General features: G+C 68.5%; 17 protein-coding genes and 1 pseudogene. 9 read left to right on the forward strand and 9 right to left on the reverse strand.

The window, feature by feature from the left end; all coding sequences use genetic code 11:
* Positions 1–9 precede the first annotated feature (9 nt).
* On the forward strand, positions 10–1122 hold the full coding sequence (gene serC, locus HII28_RS07110; RefSeq protein WP_170024760.1) for a phosphoserine transaminase: 1113 nt from the start codon (positions 10–12) through the stop codon (positions 1120–1122).
* A 63-nt stretch (positions 1123–1185) separates the two neighbouring features.
* Positions 1186–1422, forward strand: coding sequence for a DUF2530 domain-containing protein (locus HII28_RS20145; protein WP_240977642.1), 237 nt, complete (start codon positions 1186–1188; stop codon positions 1420–1422).
* 336 nt (positions 1423–1758) lie between these two features.
* On the opposite strand, the pseudogene HII28_RS20150 reads toward HII28_RS20145, so the two are convergent.
* A pseudogene (locus HII28_RS20150) lies at positions 1759–2193 on the reverse strand (DUF3027 domain-containing protein); the annotation flags it as partial.
* Positions 2186–2566 carry a cold shock domain-containing protein gene (locus HII28_RS07125; RefSeq protein WP_170024762.1) on the reverse strand — a complete coding sequence of 127 codons (381 nt, stop codon included), beginning with the start codon at positions 2564–2566 and terminating at the stop codon, positions 2186–2188. The pseudogene HII28_RS20150 and the gene HII28_RS07125, both read right to left, overlap by 8 nt.
* Positions 2567–2624: 58 nt before the next feature.
* Between HII28_RS07125 and HII28_RS07130 the strand changes: the two genes are divergently transcribed.
* From HII28_RS07130 to HII28_RS07140, 3 genes are all read left to right on the forward strand, one after another.
* A complete protein-coding gene (locus HII28_RS07130; RefSeq protein WP_170024763.1) occupies positions 2625–2900 on the forward strand; it encodes a hypothetical protein in 276 nt (91 codons plus the stop codon).
* Positions 2901–2937: 37 nt separating this feature from the next.
* Positions 2938–4842: a helicase-associated domain-containing protein gene (locus tag HII28_RS07135; protein ID WP_170024764.1), complete on the forward strand. Its 1905-nt coding sequence runs from the start codon at positions 2938–2940 to the stop codon at positions 4840–4842.
* A 110-nt stretch (positions 4843–4952) separates the two neighbouring features.
* Positions 4953–6593 carry a DNA repair helicase XPB gene (locus tag HII28_RS07140; protein ID WP_170024765.1) on the forward strand — a complete coding sequence of 547 codons (1641 nt, stop codon included), beginning with the start codon at positions 4953–4955 and terminating at the stop codon, positions 6591–6593.
* Positions 6594–6623: 30 nt separating this feature from the next.
* Here HII28_RS07140 and HII28_RS07145 read toward each other — a convergent pair whose 3' ends face one another.
* The 3 genes from HII28_RS07145 to HII28_RS07155 all read right to left on the reverse strand — a co-directional run bounded on the left by HII28_RS07145 (position 6624) and on the right by HII28_RS07155 (position 9583).
* Complete coding sequence (locus HII28_RS07145) at positions 6624–7358, reverse strand: pyrimidine reductase family protein (RefSeq protein WP_346769226.1); 735 nt, start codon at positions 7356–7358, stop codon at positions 6624–6626.
* 81 nt (positions 7359–7439) lie between these two features.
* Positions 7440–8351: a dihydropteroate synthase gene (gene folP, locus HII28_RS07150; RefSeq protein WP_170024767.1), complete on the reverse strand. Its 912-nt coding sequence runs from the start codon at positions 8349–8351 to the stop codon at positions 7440–7442.
* Positions 8348–9583, reverse strand: a complete 1236-nt coding sequence (locus HII28_RS07155; protein ID WP_170024768.1) for an FAD-dependent oxidoreductase — start codon at positions 9581–9583, stop codon at positions 8348–8350. Before HII28_RS07155 ends, folP begins: the two co-directional genes overlap by 4 nt.
* A 227-nt stretch (positions 9584–9810) precedes the next feature.
* On the opposite strand from HII28_RS07155, the gene HII28_RS07160 reads away from it, so the two are divergent.
* From HII28_RS07160 to HII28_RS07175, 4 genes are all read left to right on the forward strand, one after another.
* Positions 9811–10503 carry a response regulator transcription factor gene (locus HII28_RS07160; protein ID WP_170024769.1) on the forward strand — a complete coding sequence of 231 codons (693 nt, stop codon included), beginning with the start codon at positions 9811–9813 and terminating at the stop codon, positions 10501–10503.
* Positions 10504–10707: 204 nt separating this feature from the next.
* Positions 10708–12444, forward strand: coding sequence for a HAMP domain-containing sensor histidine kinase (locus HII28_RS07165; RefSeq protein ID WP_170024770.1), 1737 nt, complete (start codon positions 10708–10710; stop codon positions 12442–12444).
* 441 nt (positions 12445–12885) lie between these two features.
* Positions 12886–14358, forward strand: coding sequence for an AAA family ATPase (locus tag HII28_RS07170; protein ID WP_170024771.1), 1473 nt, complete (start codon positions 12886–12888; stop codon positions 14356–14358).
* Between the two features lie 138 nt (positions 14359–14496).
* Positions 14497–14787 carry a WXG100 family type VII secretion target gene (locus HII28_RS07175; protein ID WP_170024772.1) on the forward strand — a complete coding sequence of 97 codons (291 nt, stop codon included), beginning with the start codon at positions 14497–14499 and terminating at the stop codon, positions 14785–14787.
* 97 nt (positions 14788–14884) lie between these two features.
* Here HII28_RS07175 and groL read toward each other — a convergent pair whose 3' ends face one another.
* From groL to HII28_RS07195, 4 genes are all read right to left on the reverse strand, one after another.
* The gene (gene groL, locus HII28_RS07180; protein ID WP_170024773.1) at positions 14885–16504 is read right to left on the reverse strand and encodes a chaperonin GroEL; all 1620 of its coding nucleotides are present in this window, start codon (positions 16502–16504) and stop codon (positions 14885–14887) included.
* Positions 16505–16795: 291 nt separating this feature from the next.
* Entirely contained in the window at positions 16796–17182 is a 387-nt protein-coding gene (locus tag HII28_RS07185) for a hypothetical protein (RefSeq protein ID WP_170024774.1), read from the reverse strand.
* A complete protein-coding gene (locus HII28_RS07190; RefSeq protein WP_170024775.1) occupies positions 17179–17973 on the reverse strand; it encodes a permease prefix domain 1-containing protein in 795 nt (264 codons plus the stop codon). Before HII28_RS07190 ends, HII28_RS07185 begins: the two co-directional genes overlap by 4 nt.
* Positions 17970–18293, reverse strand: a complete 324-nt coding sequence (locus tag HII28_RS07195; RefSeq protein ID WP_170024776.1) for a helix-turn-helix transcriptional regulator — start codon at positions 18291–18293, stop codon at positions 17970–17972. The genes HII28_RS07190 and HII28_RS07195 overlap by 4 nt, the downstream gene beginning before the upstream one ends.
* Between the last annotated feature and the right edge of the window lies 1 nt (position 18294).

Genomic DNA, 18294 nt, shown 5'->3' on the forward strand with positions numbered 1-18294 from the left:
ATCAACACCATGGCTGCGATCGCGATTCCCGAGTCCCTACTGCCCGCGGACGGCCGGTTCGGCAGCGGCCCCTCCAAGGTGCGACCGGCCCAGGTCGAAGCACTCATCGCGGCTGAGACCGAACTCCTCGGCACCTCGCATCGTCAGGCGCCGGTCCGCTCGCTGGTCGGCCGTGTACGCGAGGGACTCGGAACCCTCTTCCGCATCCCGGACGGTTACGAAGTGGTGCTGGGCAACGGCGGCTCGTCGGCGTTCTGGGATGCAGCCTCGTTCGGTCTCATCGAACAGCGCGCCGAGGCGCTCGTCTTCGGCGAGTTCAGCCAGAAGTTCGCGACGGCCGCTTCGGCGCCTTGGCTCGACGCGCCGCACGTCATCGAGGCTCCCGTCGGTTCGCGGAGCACGGCAGAGCCCGTCGAGGGCGTCGATGTGTACGGATGGCCCCACAACGAGACGTCCACCGGCGTCATGGCTCCCGTTCGTCGCGTCCACGGCGACGATGGCGCGCTCACGGTGATCGACGCGACGAGCGCGGCCGGAGGCGCAGAGCTCGATGCATCCGAGGCCGACGTCTACTACTTCGCCCCGCAGAAGAACTTCGCCTCCGACGGGGGTCTGTGGCTGGCGCTGTTCTCGCCGGCGGCGCTGGAGCGGGTGGAGCGGATCGCGGCATCCGGTCGCTACATCCCCGACTTCCTGAGCCTGAAGCAGGCCGTCGACAACTCCCGCCTGAACCAGACGCTCAACACTCCCGCGATCTCGACGCTGATCATGCTCGACGAGCAGGTGCGTTGGATCAACGACAACGGCGGGCTGGCCTGGGCCGCCGCGCGCACCCACGAGTCGTCGGGGGCGCTGTACGACTGGGCGGATTCGGTCGACTACGCGCACCCGTTCGTGGAGAACCCCGACGACCGCTCCCAGGTGGTGGCCACCATCGACTTCGACGACGTTGACGCGTCGCGGATCGCGGCCGTACTCCGCGAGAACGGGATCGTCGACACGGAGCCGTACCGCAAGCTGGGCCGCAACCAGCTGCGAGTCGCCACGTACGCTGCGGTGGATCCGGATGACGTGCGCCGGCTCATCCGCGCCATCGAGTACGTCGTCGAGCACATCGGCTAGCAACGGAAGATCGTCATGCGACTGTGGCTGAAGGACAGCGAGCGGCTCCCTGATCCGCCGCCCATGAAGACGGACGACCACGCGGCCATTCTCACGGGCACGGTCGCCTGGGTCGTGGCCGCGATCGTCGCGTGGATCTTCGCGCCCGAACTGAGGGCGTCAGGATTCGGCTGGGTGGTTGCCGCGACGATCGTCGGCATCGTCCTCGGCGTCATCGGACTCGTCTACACCTTCGTCTCGAGACGCCGCGGACGATCCGCCGATCGGATCGTCGTCGCTCCCGGAGACGAGCGCCGCTGATTCGGCGCCGATGATGTCGTCGGCCTCGAGGTCGATGTCGTCGTCGGAATCGTCGTCGTCCTCGTCGGAATAGTCGTCGGAATCGTCGTCCTCGTCGGCATCGTCCTCCGACCCGTCATCCGGCTCGGACTCGTCGTCGAGCTCGATGCGGTCGAGCTCGATCCGGTCGATGTCGATGCCGTCGATGTCGTCGTCATGGTCGAGCTCGTCGTCATCGTCGAGCTCGTCGCCGTCTTCGAGCTCTTCGTCGGAGCCCTCGTCTGCGGACGCCTCGTCTTCCGTGTCGTCGTCGGACGCCTCAGCGCCCGCCGCCCGCGCGGCCTCCTGCGCGGCCTGATACTCCGCGAGGCGTTCCGACCACGGCACCCAGTCCGGCGCCAGCAGCGCTTCGGCACCGGGCAGCAGCTCGGCCTCGAGGACGACGGGATCCGTCTCCTCGTCGATACGGGCGAGCGTCACGGTCCAATGCCATCCCGGATATCCGAGCAGCGTGCATTCGAAGAGAAGGGACAACACGTGATCGCCCTCGACGATGTGCCCAGCAACGGCTCCGACGCTGGACTCCGTCGTGATCTCCAGCAGGGCTGCCCGCGCCAGGTCGTGCGCGCCGAGCAGGGTTTCGTCGGCGAGCGCAGGAGCAGGCGGCTCGCTCGGTTCCGTCGCGGCCGCCTCCTCGGCGGCCTCCGTCGCTTCGGTCACGTCGGCAACCGCCGTCGCCTCGTCCACGCCGGCCGTGTCCCGATCGGTGCCGTCCGCGCGCTGCTCAGGCATCCAGATCGTCCGCCACGCGTCGCAGCACGGCAGCGATCTTGCGGCCGTGCGCGGCGTCCGGATACCGACCCCGCTTGAGCCCGGATCCGATGCCGTCGAGGAGTTTCACGAGGTCTTCGATGATCACCGCCATGTCGTCCGCCGACTTGCGGTTGATCTTCGTCAGGCTGGGACGAGATTCGATGACGCGCACCGACAGCGCCTGCGCGCCGCGCTTGCCGTCGGCGACCCCGAATTCGAGGCGGGCGCCGGCCTTGACGACGGCACCGGCGGGGAGCGCCGACGCGTGGAGGAAGACCTCGCCACCGCCGTCCTGGGCGATGAAACCGAAGCCCTTCTCCTCGTCGTAGAACTTGACCTTGCCGGTCGGCATGGGTGACCTCTTTCGGGGTGGGGGAAGTGCTGTACGCAACGTCAATTATCCTTGATTCGTGACCGAAGAGACGTCCCAGCCCGTATCGCGCGCACAACGCACACTGGCATTCATCGGCGCGGGCCTCGTGATCCTCTCGATCGTCTGCTTCCTGGTGCTGATGATCGGAACCTGGTTGGGTGCCGGACCCGACCAGGGATCGGGAAAGGGAATCTGGCCGACCGTCGAGCTTCTCCCGCTCGTGGCTCTCCCGCTGGCCTTCCTGTGCATCGTCGCGGTACTGATCGTGAGCCTCGTCACCCGCAGTCGGCAGAACCGGAAGTCCGGCCGGTAGGGCAACGGAGCACTCGCGTGGCGGAGTCTGACCCCCGATGAGCAGCACACTCACGCTGGCGGAGCGGTTGGGCGGGCTGGGCGATGCCGAGCTCCGGGAACTGATCCGCGCTCGGGGCATGGGTCGCTCACGAGTCGAGGACTTCTTCGACCTGGCCGACGCCCTTCTCGAGCCCGTCTCGGTGCAGCACGCCATCGCCCCGCTTCCCCGTCCCGTTCTCGCCGTCCTCGCCGCATTGGTCGACGAGGACGGATCCGCATCCGCCGCACGCATCGCGTCCGTCCTCACCGACTGGGGCGAAGCGAACGTCTCCCCCGCCTCCGCGCGCACCTCGCTCGACGCCCTGGTCGTCGCATTCCTGGCCGAGGAGGCACCCGCTCCGGACCCGGCGGTGCTCGGCGAGGAGACCGCGACCCGGATCGATGACGGGGCAGCGGATGCGGTCGTCGCGCTGTACCCGGGTGTCGCCGCGCGCTTCACCGCGTGGGCCGACGGGGAAGGGCTCTCGGGGCGCAAGCTCGCGGCATCCGGAAAGCCCGCGGCACTGGCCTCGGTGCCGGGCGTGGACAGGCGCTTCGTCGACCGCCTCGCCGCCGAGCGGGCCTTTCTCGCCGCCGGAGCCGTCTCGGAGTTCGTCTACGAGCTCGAACACGAACCGGCCCGCGAGCTGCAGAAGGGCGGACTCGCGCTGCCCGACGCGCGAAGGATCGCATCAGCCCTCGGCATCGAGGTCGGATCCGTGCCGACCGTGCACTGGCTGGCCCGCAGCGCTGGGCTGGTCGCCCGCGAAGGCGCAGTCTGGTTGCCGACCGACGCTGCGGAGCCATGGGCATCCCTCACGACGCCCGAGCGTTGGGGACGCCTGGCTGCAACGTGGCTGGAGTCGGTGCCGGAGGACATCCATCCGCTCATGGTCGAGCGCTCGCAGGCCGCGTGGGGCGAGGCACTGCGTGGGTACGCGCGGTGGCGTTACCCCGCAGCTGACGCCTCCCTCGACCGTCGGGTGAACGATGTCGAGACGCACGCGGAGTTCCTCGGAATCACCGCGAGCACGGCTCCGAGCACCGCAGGTATCACCCTCCTCGACCGCGGACCGGATGCCGCCACCGACGTCATGCGCGCCGCGTTCCCCGCCGAGGTGGACCGCGTCTACGTGCAGCACGACCTCTCGATCGTGGCGCCTGGTCCGCTGCTGCCGGCACTGGACGCCAGGCTTCGCACCCTCGCGGATGTCGAGGGAACGGGCCTCGCCGCGAGTTTCCGCATCTCGCCGTCGTCCCTGCACCGCGCGATCGCAGCGGGAGAGACGGCGGAGTCGTTGCGTGAGTTCATCGGATCCATCTCGCTCACCGGTCTGCCGCAACCGGTCGCTTACCTCATCGACGAGGCTGCCGGCCGATTCGGACGGGTGCGGGTGAGGGCACGTGAGACCGGCGCTGTCGTCCGCTCCCCCGACGACCAGCTGCTGAGGACGATCGCGGTGGATCAGACGGTCTCCGCGCTCGGGCTGCGAACCGGATCCGATGACGGCCTCGTCAGCCGGTTCCCGCTCGACGTCGTGTACTGGGCGCTCGTCGACGCGCACTACCCGGTGGTCGCCGAGGACGCAGAAGGACAGCAGCTTCGGGTCAGGCGCAGGCTCGGGCATCCCGAGCCGCGGGAGGACACCGACACGGCGGAGATTCTGGTGCAGCGCCTGCGATCGGCCGAGCGCACGGACGGCCCTGAGGGTGCGGAGGCGTGGCTCAACAGGCAGTTGGAGTCCGCTGTGCGCTCGCGCACCGTCGTCACCGTGACCGTGGCGCTCCCGGACGGCCGGGAGCTGGAGTACACGCTCGAGCCGACTGGCCTCGGCGGGGGCCGGCTGCGCGGCCGCGACCGGGCCAGCGACATCGAGCGCACGCTGCCGGTCGCGAGCATCCGCGCGGTGACGACACCGTAGCCCGACGCGCGTGCTCGACGTCGTCAGCACCCGGTAGAGCGCGCGAAGCACGTCAGGGAGCTGTGCACGCGCTGCACGCGATCCAGGCGACCCGCATAAACTGAATTCTTATGTCTGACGGCCCCTTGATCGTGCAGAGCGACCGCACCGTGCTGCTCGAGGTGGCGCATCCCCAGGCGGAGGATGCCCGCCACGACCTGGCCATCTTCGCCGAGCTCGAGCGCGCGCCGGAGCACATCCACACGTACCGCATCACGCGGCTGGGGCTGTGGAACGCACGCGCGGCCGGACATCAGGCATCCGACATGCTGGGCACGCTCGAGCGGTATTCGAAGTTCCCGATCCCGCAGACCGTCAGCGTCGACATCCAGGAGACGGTCGCCCGCTACGGACGTCTGGTGATCGAGCGCGACGACGAGGGCGTGCTCGTTCTGCGCAGCTCGGACGAGGCGGTGCTCCGCGAGGTATCGGGCGCGAAACGCGTTGCACCGCTCCTGCTCGAGCATCGGACGGATGGCGCTTACGTGGTCGCAGCATGGGCCAGGGGCCACCTGAAGCAGGAGCTCGTCAAACTGGGCTGGCCGGCTGAGGACCTCGCCGGATACTCGCCGGGCACACCGCACGAGATCGACCTCGATGAGTCCGGATGGCATCTCCGCGACTACCAGACGAAGGCGGTCGAGAACTTCTTCGACGGCGGTTCAGGGGTGGTCGTGCTCCCCTGCGGCGCCGGCAAGACCCTCGTCGGCGCAGGGGCGATGGCCACGGCGAAGACGACGACGCTCATCCTCGTCACCAACACCGTGTCCGCCAGGCAGTGGCGCGATGAACTGCTGCGCCGCACGAGCCTCACAGCCGAAGAGATCGGCGAATACTCCGGCCAGGTGAAGGAGGTCAAGCCGGTCACCATCGCGACGTACCAGATCCTCACGTCGAAGCGGAAGGGCGAATACGCGCACCTGAGCCTGCTCGACGCACTCGACTGGGGCCTGATCATCTACGACGAGGTCCACCTGCTGCCGGCTCCCGTCTTCAAGCTCACGGCAGAGCTGCAGGCGCGGCGCAGGCTCGGGCTCACCGCCACGCTGGTACGCGAGGACGGCCGCGAGGGCGACGTCTTCTCCCTCATCGGTCCCAAACGATTCGACGCGCCGTGGAAGGAGATCGAGTCGCAAGGCTTCATCTCTCCGGCAGCCTGTTACGAGGTGCGCATCGACCTGCCGGCATCCGACCGCCTCTCGTATGCTGCGGCCGCCGACGACGAGCGATATCGGCTCGCGGCGACCGCGCCGGCCAAGCTCGGCGTGGTCAAGTCGCTTGTCGATCGGCACGCGGGCGAGCGCATCCTCGTCATCGGGCAGTACCTCGACCAGATCGACGAGCTCGCGGATGCCCTCGACGCACCGTCCCTGACCGGCGCAACCCCCGTGGACGAGCGCGAGCGCCTCTACCAGGAGTTCCGCGAGGGCAAGACCCCGGTTCTTGTCGTCAGCAAGGTCGCGAACTTCTCCGTTGATCTGCCGGAGGCGACGGTCGCCATCCAGGTGAGCGGCTCCTTCGGATCCCGCCAGGAGGAGGCGCAGCGCCTCGGTCGCTTGCTGCGTCCGAAGGAGTCCGGGCTGTCCGCGAACTTCTACACGCTCGTCGCGCGCGACACCGTCGACCAGGATTTCGCGCAGAACCGGCAGCGCTTCCTGGCGGAGCAGGGGTACTCGTACACGATCCTCGATGCCGGCGCCATCGCCGCCTGATCACCGGGAGACGAACGGCGGCGCGACCGTTCAGTCTGCGCGAACGTAACGCAGCAGAAGCGTGTCGTCCGACCGGAGCACCTGCCCGACCCGCAGCGACCTGTCCGTCTCCGAGCCCGTCGCGATCCGCGGTCCGTTTCCGCCGACCAGCACGGGGCTGACGGTCAGGCACAACTCGTCGACGGCATCCGCCGCGGTGAGGGCCCCGAGCAGGTGTGGACCGCCTTCGCACTGCACTCGTCGCAGCCCGCGCTCGGCGAGCGCGTCGAGCGCCTGACGCAGGTCGACGGATGTTCCGCCGCACTCCACCACGTCTGCCACCGCCGTCAACGCCGCCACTCTGTCCCGGTCGGCAGAGACCCGAGTGATGACGATCGGTCGAACGGGCGACCGCCTGAACAGCTCTGACCCGGGATCCAGCGCGGCCTCCCCCGTGACGATCGCCAGCGTCGGATGCGCTGCGAAACCGTGCGCCTCGCGCCAGCGCCGCGCCTCGGCATCCACGAGCTCTCCCGAGTAGCCCTCGGCCCGCACGGTGCCTGCACCGACGAGGACCACGTCGCACACGTGTCGCAGGAGGGTGAAGACGCGCTTGTCCGCAGCATCCGAGAGCGCGCCGGATCGTCCGGCCAGCGTCGCCGACCCGTCCACCGACGAGACGAAGTTCACGCGCACCCACCGTGATGCCACGCCGTGCTCGTAACCGGCGATGACGGCATCGTCGTCCAGAGCGGTCGCGGCGTGCGGCCAGATGGCGTCGATCACCCCGTCTCCGTCAGAGCTCAACTCAGTTCCCCCTTCATCGTCAGCACGCGGAACGGTCCATCTTCGTGCGCGTCATCCTCGCTACAGCGCCTCCTCGTTGAAGTCGCCCATGTTGTGCTTGAGAAACGCGGGCTCCCGCAGGCCGAGGATCGCCTCGGTCATGCGCACGGCGGCGACCGATTCCCGCACGTTGTGCATGCGGACCACGCGCGCACCCTGCGTGACGCAGAACACGGCGGCCGCGAGCGATCCCTCGAGCCTGTCGGCGCGGTCCACGTCGAGGGTCTCGCCGATGAAGTCCTTGTTCGACACCGCGGCGAGCGCCGGCAGCCCGATGGCGGCGATCTCGTCGAACCGACGCGTGAGCTCGAGCGTGTGCAGGGTGTTCTTGTTCAGGTCGTGGCCAGGGTCGATCACGATCCGGTTCTCCGGCACGCCGAGAGACACGGCGAGGTCCACACGCTCGCCGAGGAACGCTGCAACCTCCGTCACCACGTCGTCGTACTGCGGACGTGGATACACGGTGCGGGGCGCCGCCAGGCTATGGGTGATGACGAGCGTCGCGTCGCTGTCGGCGACCACCTCGGCGAGCCGCCGATCATGGATGCCCGTGGTGTCGTTGATCACGTCGGCTCCGGCCGCGATCGCGTGCAGCGCCACCTCCGACTCGAACGTGTCGACGGAGAGGACGACGTCCGACTCGCGCCGCAACGCCTCGACGACGGGAACGACTCTCGCGATCTCCTCGTCCACGGGAAGCGCTGGTCCCGGTTTGAAGGGCACGCCTCCGATGTCGATCCAGTCGGCGCCGTGCTCGACGGCGGCGAGGCAGGCGTGCACCGCGGCATCCAGGGAGAAGGTGGCGCCGCGGTCGTAGAACGAGTCGGGGGTGCGGTTCACGACGGCCATCACGGCCACTCGCGCTGAGAAGTCGAAGGTGTGGGCCCCGATGGTGCGCACCGGGGTGCGAAGCGGAGGCAGGTAGACGCTCATGCGTCCGCCACGAGGTCGCCGAGCGGCACGGTCGGATCCGCCAGCCGAGCCTCGTCCACCGGTCGTGCGGAACGGATGAGTCCCTGAACCTGCTCGTTCACATCCCACACGTTCACGTTCATGCCGGCCACCACACGTCCCTCGCCGGTCACCCAGAAGGAGACGAACTCGCGCGCCGCCAGGTCTCCGCGGTACACGACATGGGTCCCGGGCATCAGCGGGGCGTATCCCGAGAACTCCATGCCGAGGTCGAATTGGTCCGTATAGAAATAGGGGATGTCGTCGTACTCGACGCCGCGATCGAGCATGTTGAGTGCAGCGGTGCGGCCCGTGCCGATCGCATTCGCCCAGTGCTCGCTGCGCAGCTGCCGCCCGAGCACCGGATGGAACGGGTCGGCCGCGTCTCCGGCGGCGAAAACGTCGGAGAATCCGGCGTGCATCCCGGCGTCGACCAGGATGCCGTTCTCCACCTCGAATCCCGCATCCTCCGCGATGCCCACGAGCGGAACGGCTCCGATCCCGACGACCACCAGGTCGGCGTCGACCTCGCCTGCGCTGTGCACGACACCTGTCACGCGCCCATCCGCGACGCGGAACGCCTGCACGTCCGCACCGCGCACGAGCCTTACGCCGTGATCCAGGTGGAGCCCGGCGAACACCTCGCCCAGCTCGTCGTCCAGGGCCGCCGACAACGGGACCTCCGAGTGCGACACCACGGTCACCTCGTTGCCGAAGCCTCGCACGGTGGCGGCCACCTCCATGCCGATCCAGCCCGAACCGACCACGACGACGCGCTTGTCCCCGGCCTCCGTGGCCTCTCTGATACCGCGGGAGTCTTCGAGTGTTCGCAGGTAGTGGATGCCCTCCGCATCCGCTCCCGGGACGTCCAGCCTGCGCGGCGCGGCGCCCGTGGCGAGCAGCAGGCGATCAAACGGCACCGTCGCGCCACCCTCCAGCACCACCTTGCGGCCGTCGGTGTCCAGCGAGCGCGCGTGCTGTCCGGAACGCACGTCGACGTCGTGCTCGTGCCACCAGGCATCCGGCTGCACCCACAGTTCGGACTCGTCGAGCCGCGCGAGGAAGGCCTTGGAGAGCGGCGGCCGGATGTACGGCTTGTGCGCCTCTCCGGCGATCAGCGTGATGTGTCCGTCGAAGCCCTCGTCCCTCAGTGTGGATGCCGCTGTGCCGGCCGCGAGACCGCCTCCGACGATGACGAATTCCGAAGCTGACATCTGGTTCCTCCCTGCACTGCTGTCGATTCGGCGCCGACGACGCCGTGCTCGTGAACACGCCGACACGGCGCCCGCGTGCATCCGATTCTTCAGTAATCGGCGCCCGAGTGTGCACAGCGCACACTGTTCGCGCCTCAAGCCGATCCCCGGCTCGCACACGTCACTCCACGGGATGTCGCACGACAGACTCACAGGAAGATTCCAGCCCACGCGCAGAGACTGAGCGCATGAGCACCGGACCCCGAATCCTCATCGTCGACGACGAGCCCAACATCCGCGACCTCCTCACCACGAGCCTCCGGTTCGCCGGATTCGCCGTGCGTGCCGTCGGCAACGGCGCCCAGGCCATCAGCGCGGTGCTCGAGGAGGAGCCCGACCTCATCATCCTCGATGTGATGCTGCCGGACATGAACGGTTTCGGCGTCACGAAGCGTCTGCGGGGCGCGGGATACACGGCGCCGATCCTGTTCCTCACCGCCAAAGACGACACCGAGGACAAGATCACCGGTCTCACCGTCGGCGGCGACGACTACGTGACCAAGCCGTTCAGCCTCGACGAGATCGTCGCGCGCATCAAGGCCATCCTCCGCCGCACGATGCAGGCGGACGACGACGCGATCATCCGCGCGGGCGAGCTCACCATGGACCAGGACACGCACGAGGTCTTCGTCGGCGACACCCCCATCGAGCTCTCCCCCACCGAGTTCAAGTTGCTGCGCTACCTCATGCTCAACCCGAACCGCGTGCTGTCGAAGGCTCAGATCCTCGACCACGTGTGGGAGTACGACTTCAACGGCGACGCCGGCATCGTCGAGAGCTACATCTCCTACCTGCGCCGAAAGGTGGATGCGCACTCCAGCGAGCCGCTCATCCAGACCAAACGCGGCTTCGGCTACATGCTGAAGGCCGCGAAGTCCTAGGTCGTGTCGGCCAACTCGTGGCGGCCCTATTCCACTCTGCGGTGACAAGCCGTTCTCCCAGCCCGGGCCGCTTAGGCTCCTACGTGTGAGGCAGGCTGCAATCTCGACGACGCGATTCGCTCTGCGACGCGGCGCCGCGTGCGCCGCTGGAACAAGGTACGCGTCGGCCCAGCCGCGCCGCGCCCGGCAGGGACGAGAGCCGAAGTGATACTCGATCACTGGAATTCGATCTCGCTCCGTACGAAGATCACGGGCGTCACGGTGCTCGTGCTCACGTTCGGCCTGCTCGTCGCCGGCCTCGGCACGATGCTCCTGTTCAAACCGGTGCTGATCAACCTCTTCGACCAGCAGCTCAAGGCGATCGCCGCCCAGCCGGACAGCATCAACGCCATCCTCCCCGACCAGGCCAAGTCCTCCAGCGGCCCGGTGTTGGGACAGGCGGGCACCGCGAGCTACTACGTCGCCCTGTACGGCTCAGACGGTCAGCTCATGCAGGAGAACTGGACCGCGGTTCCGGACGGCAAGAAGCCCGCCGTGCCCAGCTCCTTATCGCTCGAGCAGGGAGCCGCATGCGCGAACGAGGGCGCCGGCTGGGTGCAGAGCCGTGACGGATCCGGATCCTTCCGCAGCGTGTGCGCCGTCGTCCAGCTGCGCGGACAGACGCCGACCTACGGAACGGCGATCATCGCCATCTCGACCGCGCCCCTCGACAACACGCTGGCGAGCTACCTCTCCATCTTCTTCAGCTTCGGTGTCATCGTCGTCATCATCGGCGCGTTCCTCACCCGTGCCCTCGTGACGACCACCTTCCGGCCACTCCGCGAGGTGGAGCGCACGGCAGCCGAGATCGCCGACGGCGACTTCAGTCAGCGCCTCGGCGGCGCGACGCCCAACACCGAAGTCGGCCGGCTGAACCGCTCGCTGAACACCATGCTGAACCGCATCGACCGGGCCTTCAAAGACCGGGCGCGCAGCATCGAGCAGATGCGACGGTTCGTCGGTGATGCCAGTCACGAGCTGCGCACCCCCCTCGTCTCCGTGCGCGGCTACGCAGAGCTCTACCGCATGGGTGCACTGCAGACGCCGGAAGAGGTCGCTCAGGCCATGGAGCGCATCGAGAAGGAGGCCGTGCGCATGGGCCTCCTCGTGGAGGACCTCCTGGAGCTCGCCCGCCTCGACGAGACGAAGCCGCTCAACCTCGGCATCGTCGATCTCGTTCCGCTCGCACACGACGCCGCGCTCGACGCGAACGCGGGCAACCCCGATCGCGCCGTCTCCGTGCAGTTGTCACTGCCGCCCCTGCCTCCGCCCCCGCCGGGGCCGTCGATCGCAGGAGCAGCGGATGCCCACCAGGAGGAGAGCGCAGCGGAACCGGCCCCCACGCGTTCCGCTGGCGGCGAGTCGTCCCGGAACACGGGATCGCAGGGTCCCATCGGGTTCGCCGGCGCGACCCTGGCCCGCCTGCGGCGCCGGCCGCGCAAGGCGGATCCGGGCGTGGAGACGGCTCCGCTCGAGCTGGCAGACATCCCGGAACCGCCGCGCGTACGCGCACTGGTGATGGCCGAGGAGAACAAGCTCAGGCAGGTCATCGCGAACCTGATCGGCAACGCGGTGCGATACACCCCGTCTGGCAGCCCGATCGAGATCGGTGTCTCGGTCGATCGAGACCGCGATGTCGCGGTCCTCTCGGTGATCGACCACGGCGAGGGCATCCCGCCGCAGATCAGGGAGAAGATCTTCCAGCGCTTCTGGCGGGCCGACACCTCGCGCACCCGCGAGACCGGCGGCAGCGGTCTCGGCCTGGCTATCGTCGCCTCGATCGTCGGCGCCCACCACGGCACCGTGGAGGCCGTCGAGACCCCCGGCGGCGGTGCGACCTTCCAGGTGACCCTCCCGCTGGTCGATTCGCCGCATGCACCGAAGACCGCCGCAACGGCCTGACCGCCCGCCGCTCAACGCCCGATCCCGACTCCCACCGTGACGCTCTCCGCGCGTCGACCGATCGGACGCCCGCCGCCGCGTCCGCCGTGATTGTGCCTGCGCCGGCTCTCACATCGGCTCCGATCATCTGCATCCGAATTCGCGACGCAGAGGCGAACGCGCGCGTAATTGCGAGGTCGGCGCCACGGCCGACAGATCCGCGGCACCGCATTGCGGACAGGAATGCAGGAATACCCCTCCCCATCTGGTAAGGGCAATAGGGCTGTACCCCTCCCCATTCGGCAAACATCAATAGCGAATACCCCTCCCCTTCTGGTACTCGACTATTGCTCGGACCCCTCCCCCTGCGGCAATCGGGAATGTCCTGGACCACTCCCTCTTTGGCAAGACTCTGCGGCGATTCGCAAAGGAATCAGGTTTGTCCGCGGTTACCGTGGCGGCGTGCGCGATGACGAGTTACGACGCCTGTTGACCGAGAGCAATCCGTGGTGGACCGCCGCTGCCCGCGGCGCGGATCCCACGTCGTGGGTCGCCGGCAACCGCACGCTCCGCGAACGCACGCGATACGAGCTGGGCTACCGGAGCGGCATCCTCGACGACGTCGCCAGCGTCGAGCCCGATGGACGACTCGTCGTGCTCACGGGACCACGCCGCATCGGCAAGTCGGTGGCCCTGCTGGATGCCGCAGCCAATCTCTGCACGCTGCCCGGCGTCGATCCTCGTCAGGTCATCTACGTGCCGTGCGACACGATGCGCGGCCGCGACGTCACCCGCACACTCACTCTCGCCAGGATGCTCACCCGCTCCGTCGACCAGCCCAAGCCGCGCCCGCGCGTCTGGCTGTTCGATGAGATCAGCATGGTCAGCGGGTGGACGAGTGCACTCAAGCTCGCCCGCGACACCACAGCGTTCGGCGACGACACGGTCGTCGTCACGGGCAGTCGCTGGGCCCAGTCCGAGGACATCCAGGGCAACCTGCTCGCGGGGCGTGCGGGATCGACGGGGTCTCATCGCATTCGCCAGCTGCTGCCGATGTCATTCAGGGATTTCCTCACAGCCGCCTACCCTGGTCTGCCGACCGTCGCGGTCGTCAACCCGGCCGAGTTGCAGAGCGAGGAATCCCGCTGGGCGCTCGACGGCCTCCAGTTCGCCGTTGACGAGCTGGATCTCGCCTGGCAGGACTACCTCACGTGCGGCGGTTTTCCCCGCGCCGTCTTCGAGCACACCCGCGCCGGTGCGGTATCGGACGGCTATGCCCGCGACCTGCACGCGTGGCTGCGCCGCGATGTCGATCCGGATGCGCCGACCAACACCACCACGACACTCCTGCGCGGCATCAGCGAGCGCATGAACAGCCCGATCAACCTGACCTCGACGGCTCAGGATCTCGGATACGCGAGCCGACCCACCTTCACCGCCCGTGTCGACCGGCTGATCAGTACCCACGCCGCTCTCCGCTGCAACCAGGTGCGCGACGAAGGCGACCGCGTCGTCGGGGCGCACTACAAGCTGTATCTCGCTGATCCGCTGCTCGCCTGGATCCCCTCCATCGTGAGCCCTGGCCTGCCGACGCCCGATTTCACGCGGCTCACGGAGTCCGCGCTCGGGATCACGCTCGCCCGCGCGATCGAGGCGCTCGACGAGGGCCGCTGGCTCTCCGACGACTCCGTCGGCTACGCCCGCACGGAGTCGAACAACGAGATCGACTTCGCGCCGGTCCGAGTGCCCGTCGGGGGCACGCATTCGACGACGGTCCCCATCGAGAGCAAGTGGATCGACACGGGCTGGCGTGCGGAATCGCGGGTCATCGATGGCAAGTACGGGCGCGGCATCCTGGCGACGAAGTCCGTGCTCGATCTGGACGGCGACGTCTGGGCCGTTCCGGCACCGCTCGTGGCGCTGCTGCTGGCGTAGGGCCCGCTTGGTCTCGCCGTCCACGGGTTGCGTCTCCGATGTTCATCCACGAAGTGCCGAACGGCGCCGATCCATGCCCTGACGGATGCCTACTCTCGGTTCCACGCGCCCGCGCCGGCGGCGCACGAAGGAGGAACCATGACCACATATCGGGTGGACAGCGACCAGATGATCGCGGCGACGAGCGCCGTGCGCGGATCGATGAGCCGCATCCAGAGCGAGGTGGCGGGCCTGATGGGCCAGCTGAACGGTCTGCAGGGTTCGTGGAGCGGGCAAGCGGCCACTTCGTTCCAGGGCGTGGTCGCGCAATGGCGAGGCACGCAGCAACAGGTCGAAGAATCGCTCGCCGCCCTGAACCAGGCGCTCGGTCAGGCCGGGCAGCACTACGCGGAGGTGGAACTCACGAACGCGAAGCTGTTCTCGGTCTGACCGTGACGGGGCCAAGCACTCCGACCTGCCGCAGGAGCGGGTGCGGAAAACGAGAAGGGCGCCCCGAGGGGCGCCCTTCCGTTGGATTGCTTCGGCTTTAGAAGTCCATGCCGCCGGCGTCGCCACCGGGGATCGGAGCAGCCTTCTCCGGCTTGTCTGCCACGACCGCCTCGGTCGTGAGGAACAGGCCGGCGATGGATGCCGCGTTCTGCAGAGCAGAGCGGGTCACCTTCACCGGGTCGTTGATGCCCGCCTCGAGCATGTCGACGTACTCACCGGTCGCGGCGTTGAGGCCCTGACCCGAGGGAAGCTCGGCGACCTTGGCCGCCACGACGCCCGGCTCGAGTCCGGCGTTGAGGGCGATCTGCTTCAGCGGCGCCTCGATGGCGACCTTGACGATGCTCACGCCGGTCGCCTCGTCGCCACTGAGCTCGAGGTTCTCGAACGCCTTCTTGCCTGCCTGGATGAGCGCGACGCCACCACCGGCGACGATGCCCTCCTCGACGGCAGCCTTCGCGTTGCGCACGGCGTCCTCGATGCGGTGCTTGCGCTCCTTGAGCTCGACCTCGGTGGCCGCGCCCGCCTTGATGACGGCGACGCCACCGGCGAGCTTGGCGAGGCGCTCCTGGAGCTTCTCGCGGTCGTAGTCGCTGTCGGTGTTCTCGATCTCGTTGCGGATCTGCTGCACGCGGCCGGCGATCTGCTCCGGGTCGCCCGCGCCCTCGACGATCGTGGTCTCATCCTTGGTGATGACCACCTTGCGAGCCTGACCGAGCAGGTCGAGGGTCACGTTCTCGAGCTTGAGACCGATCTCCTCGCTGATGACCTGACCACCGGTGAGGATGGCGATGTCCTGCAGCTGGGCCTTGCGGCGGTCGCCGAAGCCAGGAGCCTTGACGGCGACCGACTTGAAGATGCCGCGCACCTTGTTGACGATCAGCGTGGCCAGGGCCTCGCCGTCGACGTCCTCGGCGATGATCAGCAGCTGCTTGCCCGCCTGGATCACCTTGTCGACGATGGGCAGAAGGTCCTTGATGTTCGAGATCTTCTGGTTGGCGATGAGGATGTAGGGGTCCTCGAAGACCGCCTCCTGGCGGTCGGGGTCGGTCACGAAGTACTGCGACAGGAAGCCCTTGTCGAAGCGCATGCCCTCGGTGAGCTCGAGCTCGGTGCCGAAGGTGTTCGACTCCTCGACCGTGACGACGCCTTCCTTGCCCACCTTGTCGATGGCCTCGGCGATGATCGCGCCGATCTCGGGGTCACCGGCGGAGATGGATGCCGTCGCGGCGATCTGCTCCTTGGTCTCGACCTCCTTGGCGGCGGCGACGAGCTCCGCGACGACGGCAGCCGTCGCGGACTCGATGCCGCGCTTGAGGCTGATCGGGTCGGCTCCGGCCGCGACGTTGCGAAGGCCCTCGCGCACGAGCGCCTGGGCGAGCACGGTCGCGGTCGTGGTGCCGTCACCGGCGACGTCGTCGGTCTTCTTCGCGACCTCCTTGACGAGCTCGGCACCGATGCGCTCGTACGGGTCGTCGAGCTCGATCTCCTTCGCGATGGACACGCCGTCGTTGGTGATCGTCGGGGCGCCCCACTTCTTGTCGAGCACGACGTTGCGACCGCGGGGGCCGAGGGTCACCTTGACCGCGTCGGCAAGCGTGTTGAGTCCACGCTCGAGGCCGCGACGAGCCTCCTCGTTGAAAGCAATGATCTTTGCCATGTTGTTTCTCGTCCCTCCCGGACGTACGCGAAAGAATCAATGGGTTAGCACTCAGAAGAAGTGAGTGCTAAAAGGATTCTGGCACTCGCCCCCCGTGAGTGCAAGACGAGCGGATGCGCCGCGTCACAGGGCGACGGCGACGTGCGGCACGCGGGGCTCAGCACGCCCGGCCATCATGGAGGGGCGTCCGGGCACTCGATCTGCAGGCCGAGGCAGCACGGCACTGTCGGCCGAACGAGCGATGTCGTCGGAAAGATCCCGAATGACTCGGCAAGACCGGTGAGCCCGGAGTCAGCGCCGTTCGAGGCGGCGGCGCCTGAGTGCCGACGCAACGGCATGCGCGGCCAGTGAGGCGGCAGCCGCAACCACCGCGCTGAGGAGAGCGAGCGCCGCGAAAACGGGCAGGGCGCCCACCATCGGTCCACCTCCGCTGTATCCGCCGACCAGGAAGGCCGCAGCGACGGCGAACCCGAAGACCGCCGCGCTCGTCACAGCGAGCCAGCGAGAGCGGATGGCGGCACCGATCGCCAGGCAGCACAGCGCCCACGGGATCAGAACCAGCGCTGTGCCCGAGAACAGAATCCTGACGCTCGCTGCGCCGATCAACGCCCCAGCCACCGCCAGCACGACGAACGTCGCGGCCGCTCCCCACCTCGTGGCGACCACGGACACGCTCACGAACGCCCGGCTGGGGTGAGAGTGCTCGCCATGGCGGGCACGAGCCGGATGCAGAAGTATGCCGCCAACGCGAGCGACACCGCCGCCTCGACGTACCAGAGTCCCTGCCCCCAGTGCCCGCGCAGGACGACACCGCCGATGCCTGCCGCGAGCAGCGCGAGTCCTGCGCCGCCGAATGCCGTCGCCCCGACCGCCCAGACGACGGGCCGAGGCACGCGGCGACGCGGGATGCTGGCCGCACGGCGCAACAGGAACGCCGCCAGCACCACGAGGCCGACCACGAGCAGCCCGGCGATGGAGCCGGCGACCGCGAAGAGGAACGAGTCGTCGGACGCCTCCATCGCGGCGGCCGTCCGGCAGTTGCCGGCCGTCGGCTGCACGAGCATCCAGTGCGCGCACTGAGCGGCAGCGAAGCGGTACGAGCTCGGCGCACCGTAGACCCACTGCGTGGACGTGAGCAGCGCGAGGAGACGCGCGATCCCAGCGGAGAGGCCGACGGCCACGAAGCCGATCGCCGCCAGCCAGCCGCCGGCGAGGGCGAAGGCCGTTGCCGCGGCCACGAACGGATGCGGATCGACGGCGCGCGCAACGTGCTCGGCCGACCCGAAGGCGTCGATGGCCGCCTGCTGCGCGGCATCCTCGTCCATCCCTGCCTCGACGGATGCCGCGGCAGCGTCCCGCAGATGGGCCTCCGCCTCCGCGAGCATGCTCCGGCACTCCGCCGGATCGCCGTGCAGACGACCGAAGAGGTCGTCGAGATACGAGTCGATGCGATCGCGCCCGTCGGTCATGCGAGACCCCCGATCACGCTGTCGACAGCGACCGAGAATCTGCGCCACTGGGCGGTCTGATCGGCGAGCTCCCTGGCACCCGCGTCGCTCAGCCGGTAGACGCGTCGGCGGCGCCCCTCCACCGCCTGCCAGTCGCTGTCGACGAGCCCGCCTGCCTCGAGACCGTGCAGCGCGGGATAGACAGTGCCTTCCGCCAGATCGAACTCGCCCTCGCTCCGCGCCTTGAGCGCCGTGATGACGTGGTATCCGTGAGCCGGTCCTGCACTGAGGATGCTGAGGAGCAGGAGGTCGAGGTTGCCCCGGATGCGATCGTGTCCCATA

It is taken from the genome of Planctomonas sp. JC2975 (assembly GCF_012985205.1).
Lineage (GTDB): Bacteria > Actinomycetota > Actinomycetes > Actinomycetales > Microbacteriaceae > Humibacter.

Bases quoted from the DNA above. Each gene is read 5' to 3' on its own strand.
- HII28_RS07135 (WP_170024764.1), top strand. From the start codon at position 2,938: ATGAGCAGCACACTCACGCTGGCGGAGCGGTTGGGCGGGCTGGGCGAT.
- HII28_RS07190 (WP_170024775.1), bottom strand. From the start codon at position 17,973: ATGACCGACGGGCGCGATCGCATCGACTCGTATCTCGACGACCTCTTC.
- HII28_RS20145 (WP_240977642.1), top strand. From the start codon at position 1,186: ATGAAGACGGACGACCACGCGGCCATTCTCACGGGCACGGTCGCCTGG.
- groL (WP_170024773.1), bottom strand. From the start codon at position 16,504: ATGGCAAAGATCATTGCTTTCAACGAGGAGGCTCGTCGCGGCCTCGAG.
- HII28_RS07140 (WP_170024765.1), top strand. From the start codon at position 4,953: ATGTCTGACGGCCCCTTGATCGTGCAGAGCGACCGCACCGTGCTGCTC.
- HII28_RS07175 (WP_170024772.1), top strand. From the start codon at position 14,497: ATGACCACATATCGGGTGGACAGCGACCAGATGATCGCGGCGACGAGC.
- HII28_RS07160 (WP_170024769.1), top strand. From the start codon at position 9,811: ATGAGCACCGGACCCCGAATCCTCATCGTCGACGACGAGCCCAACATC.
- HII28_RS07125 (WP_170024762.1), bottom strand. From the start codon at position 2,566: ATGCCGACCGGCAAGGTCAAGTTCTACGACGAGGAGAAGGGCTTCGGT.
- HII28_RS07195 (WP_170024776.1), bottom strand. From the start codon at position 18,293: ATGGGACACGATCGCATCCGGGGCAACCTCGACCTCCTGCTCCTCAGC.
- serC (WP_170024760.1), top strand. From the start codon at position 10: ATGGCTGCGATCGCGATTCCCGAGTCCCTACTGCCCGCGGACGGCCGG.
- folP (WP_170024767.1), bottom strand. From the start codon at position 8,351: ATGAGCGTCTACCTGCCTCCGCTTCGCACCCCGGTGCGCACCATCGGG.
- HII28_RS07155 (WP_170024768.1), bottom strand. From the start codon at position 9,583: ATGTCAGCTTCGGAATTCGTCATCGTCGGAGGCGGTCTCGCGGCCGGC.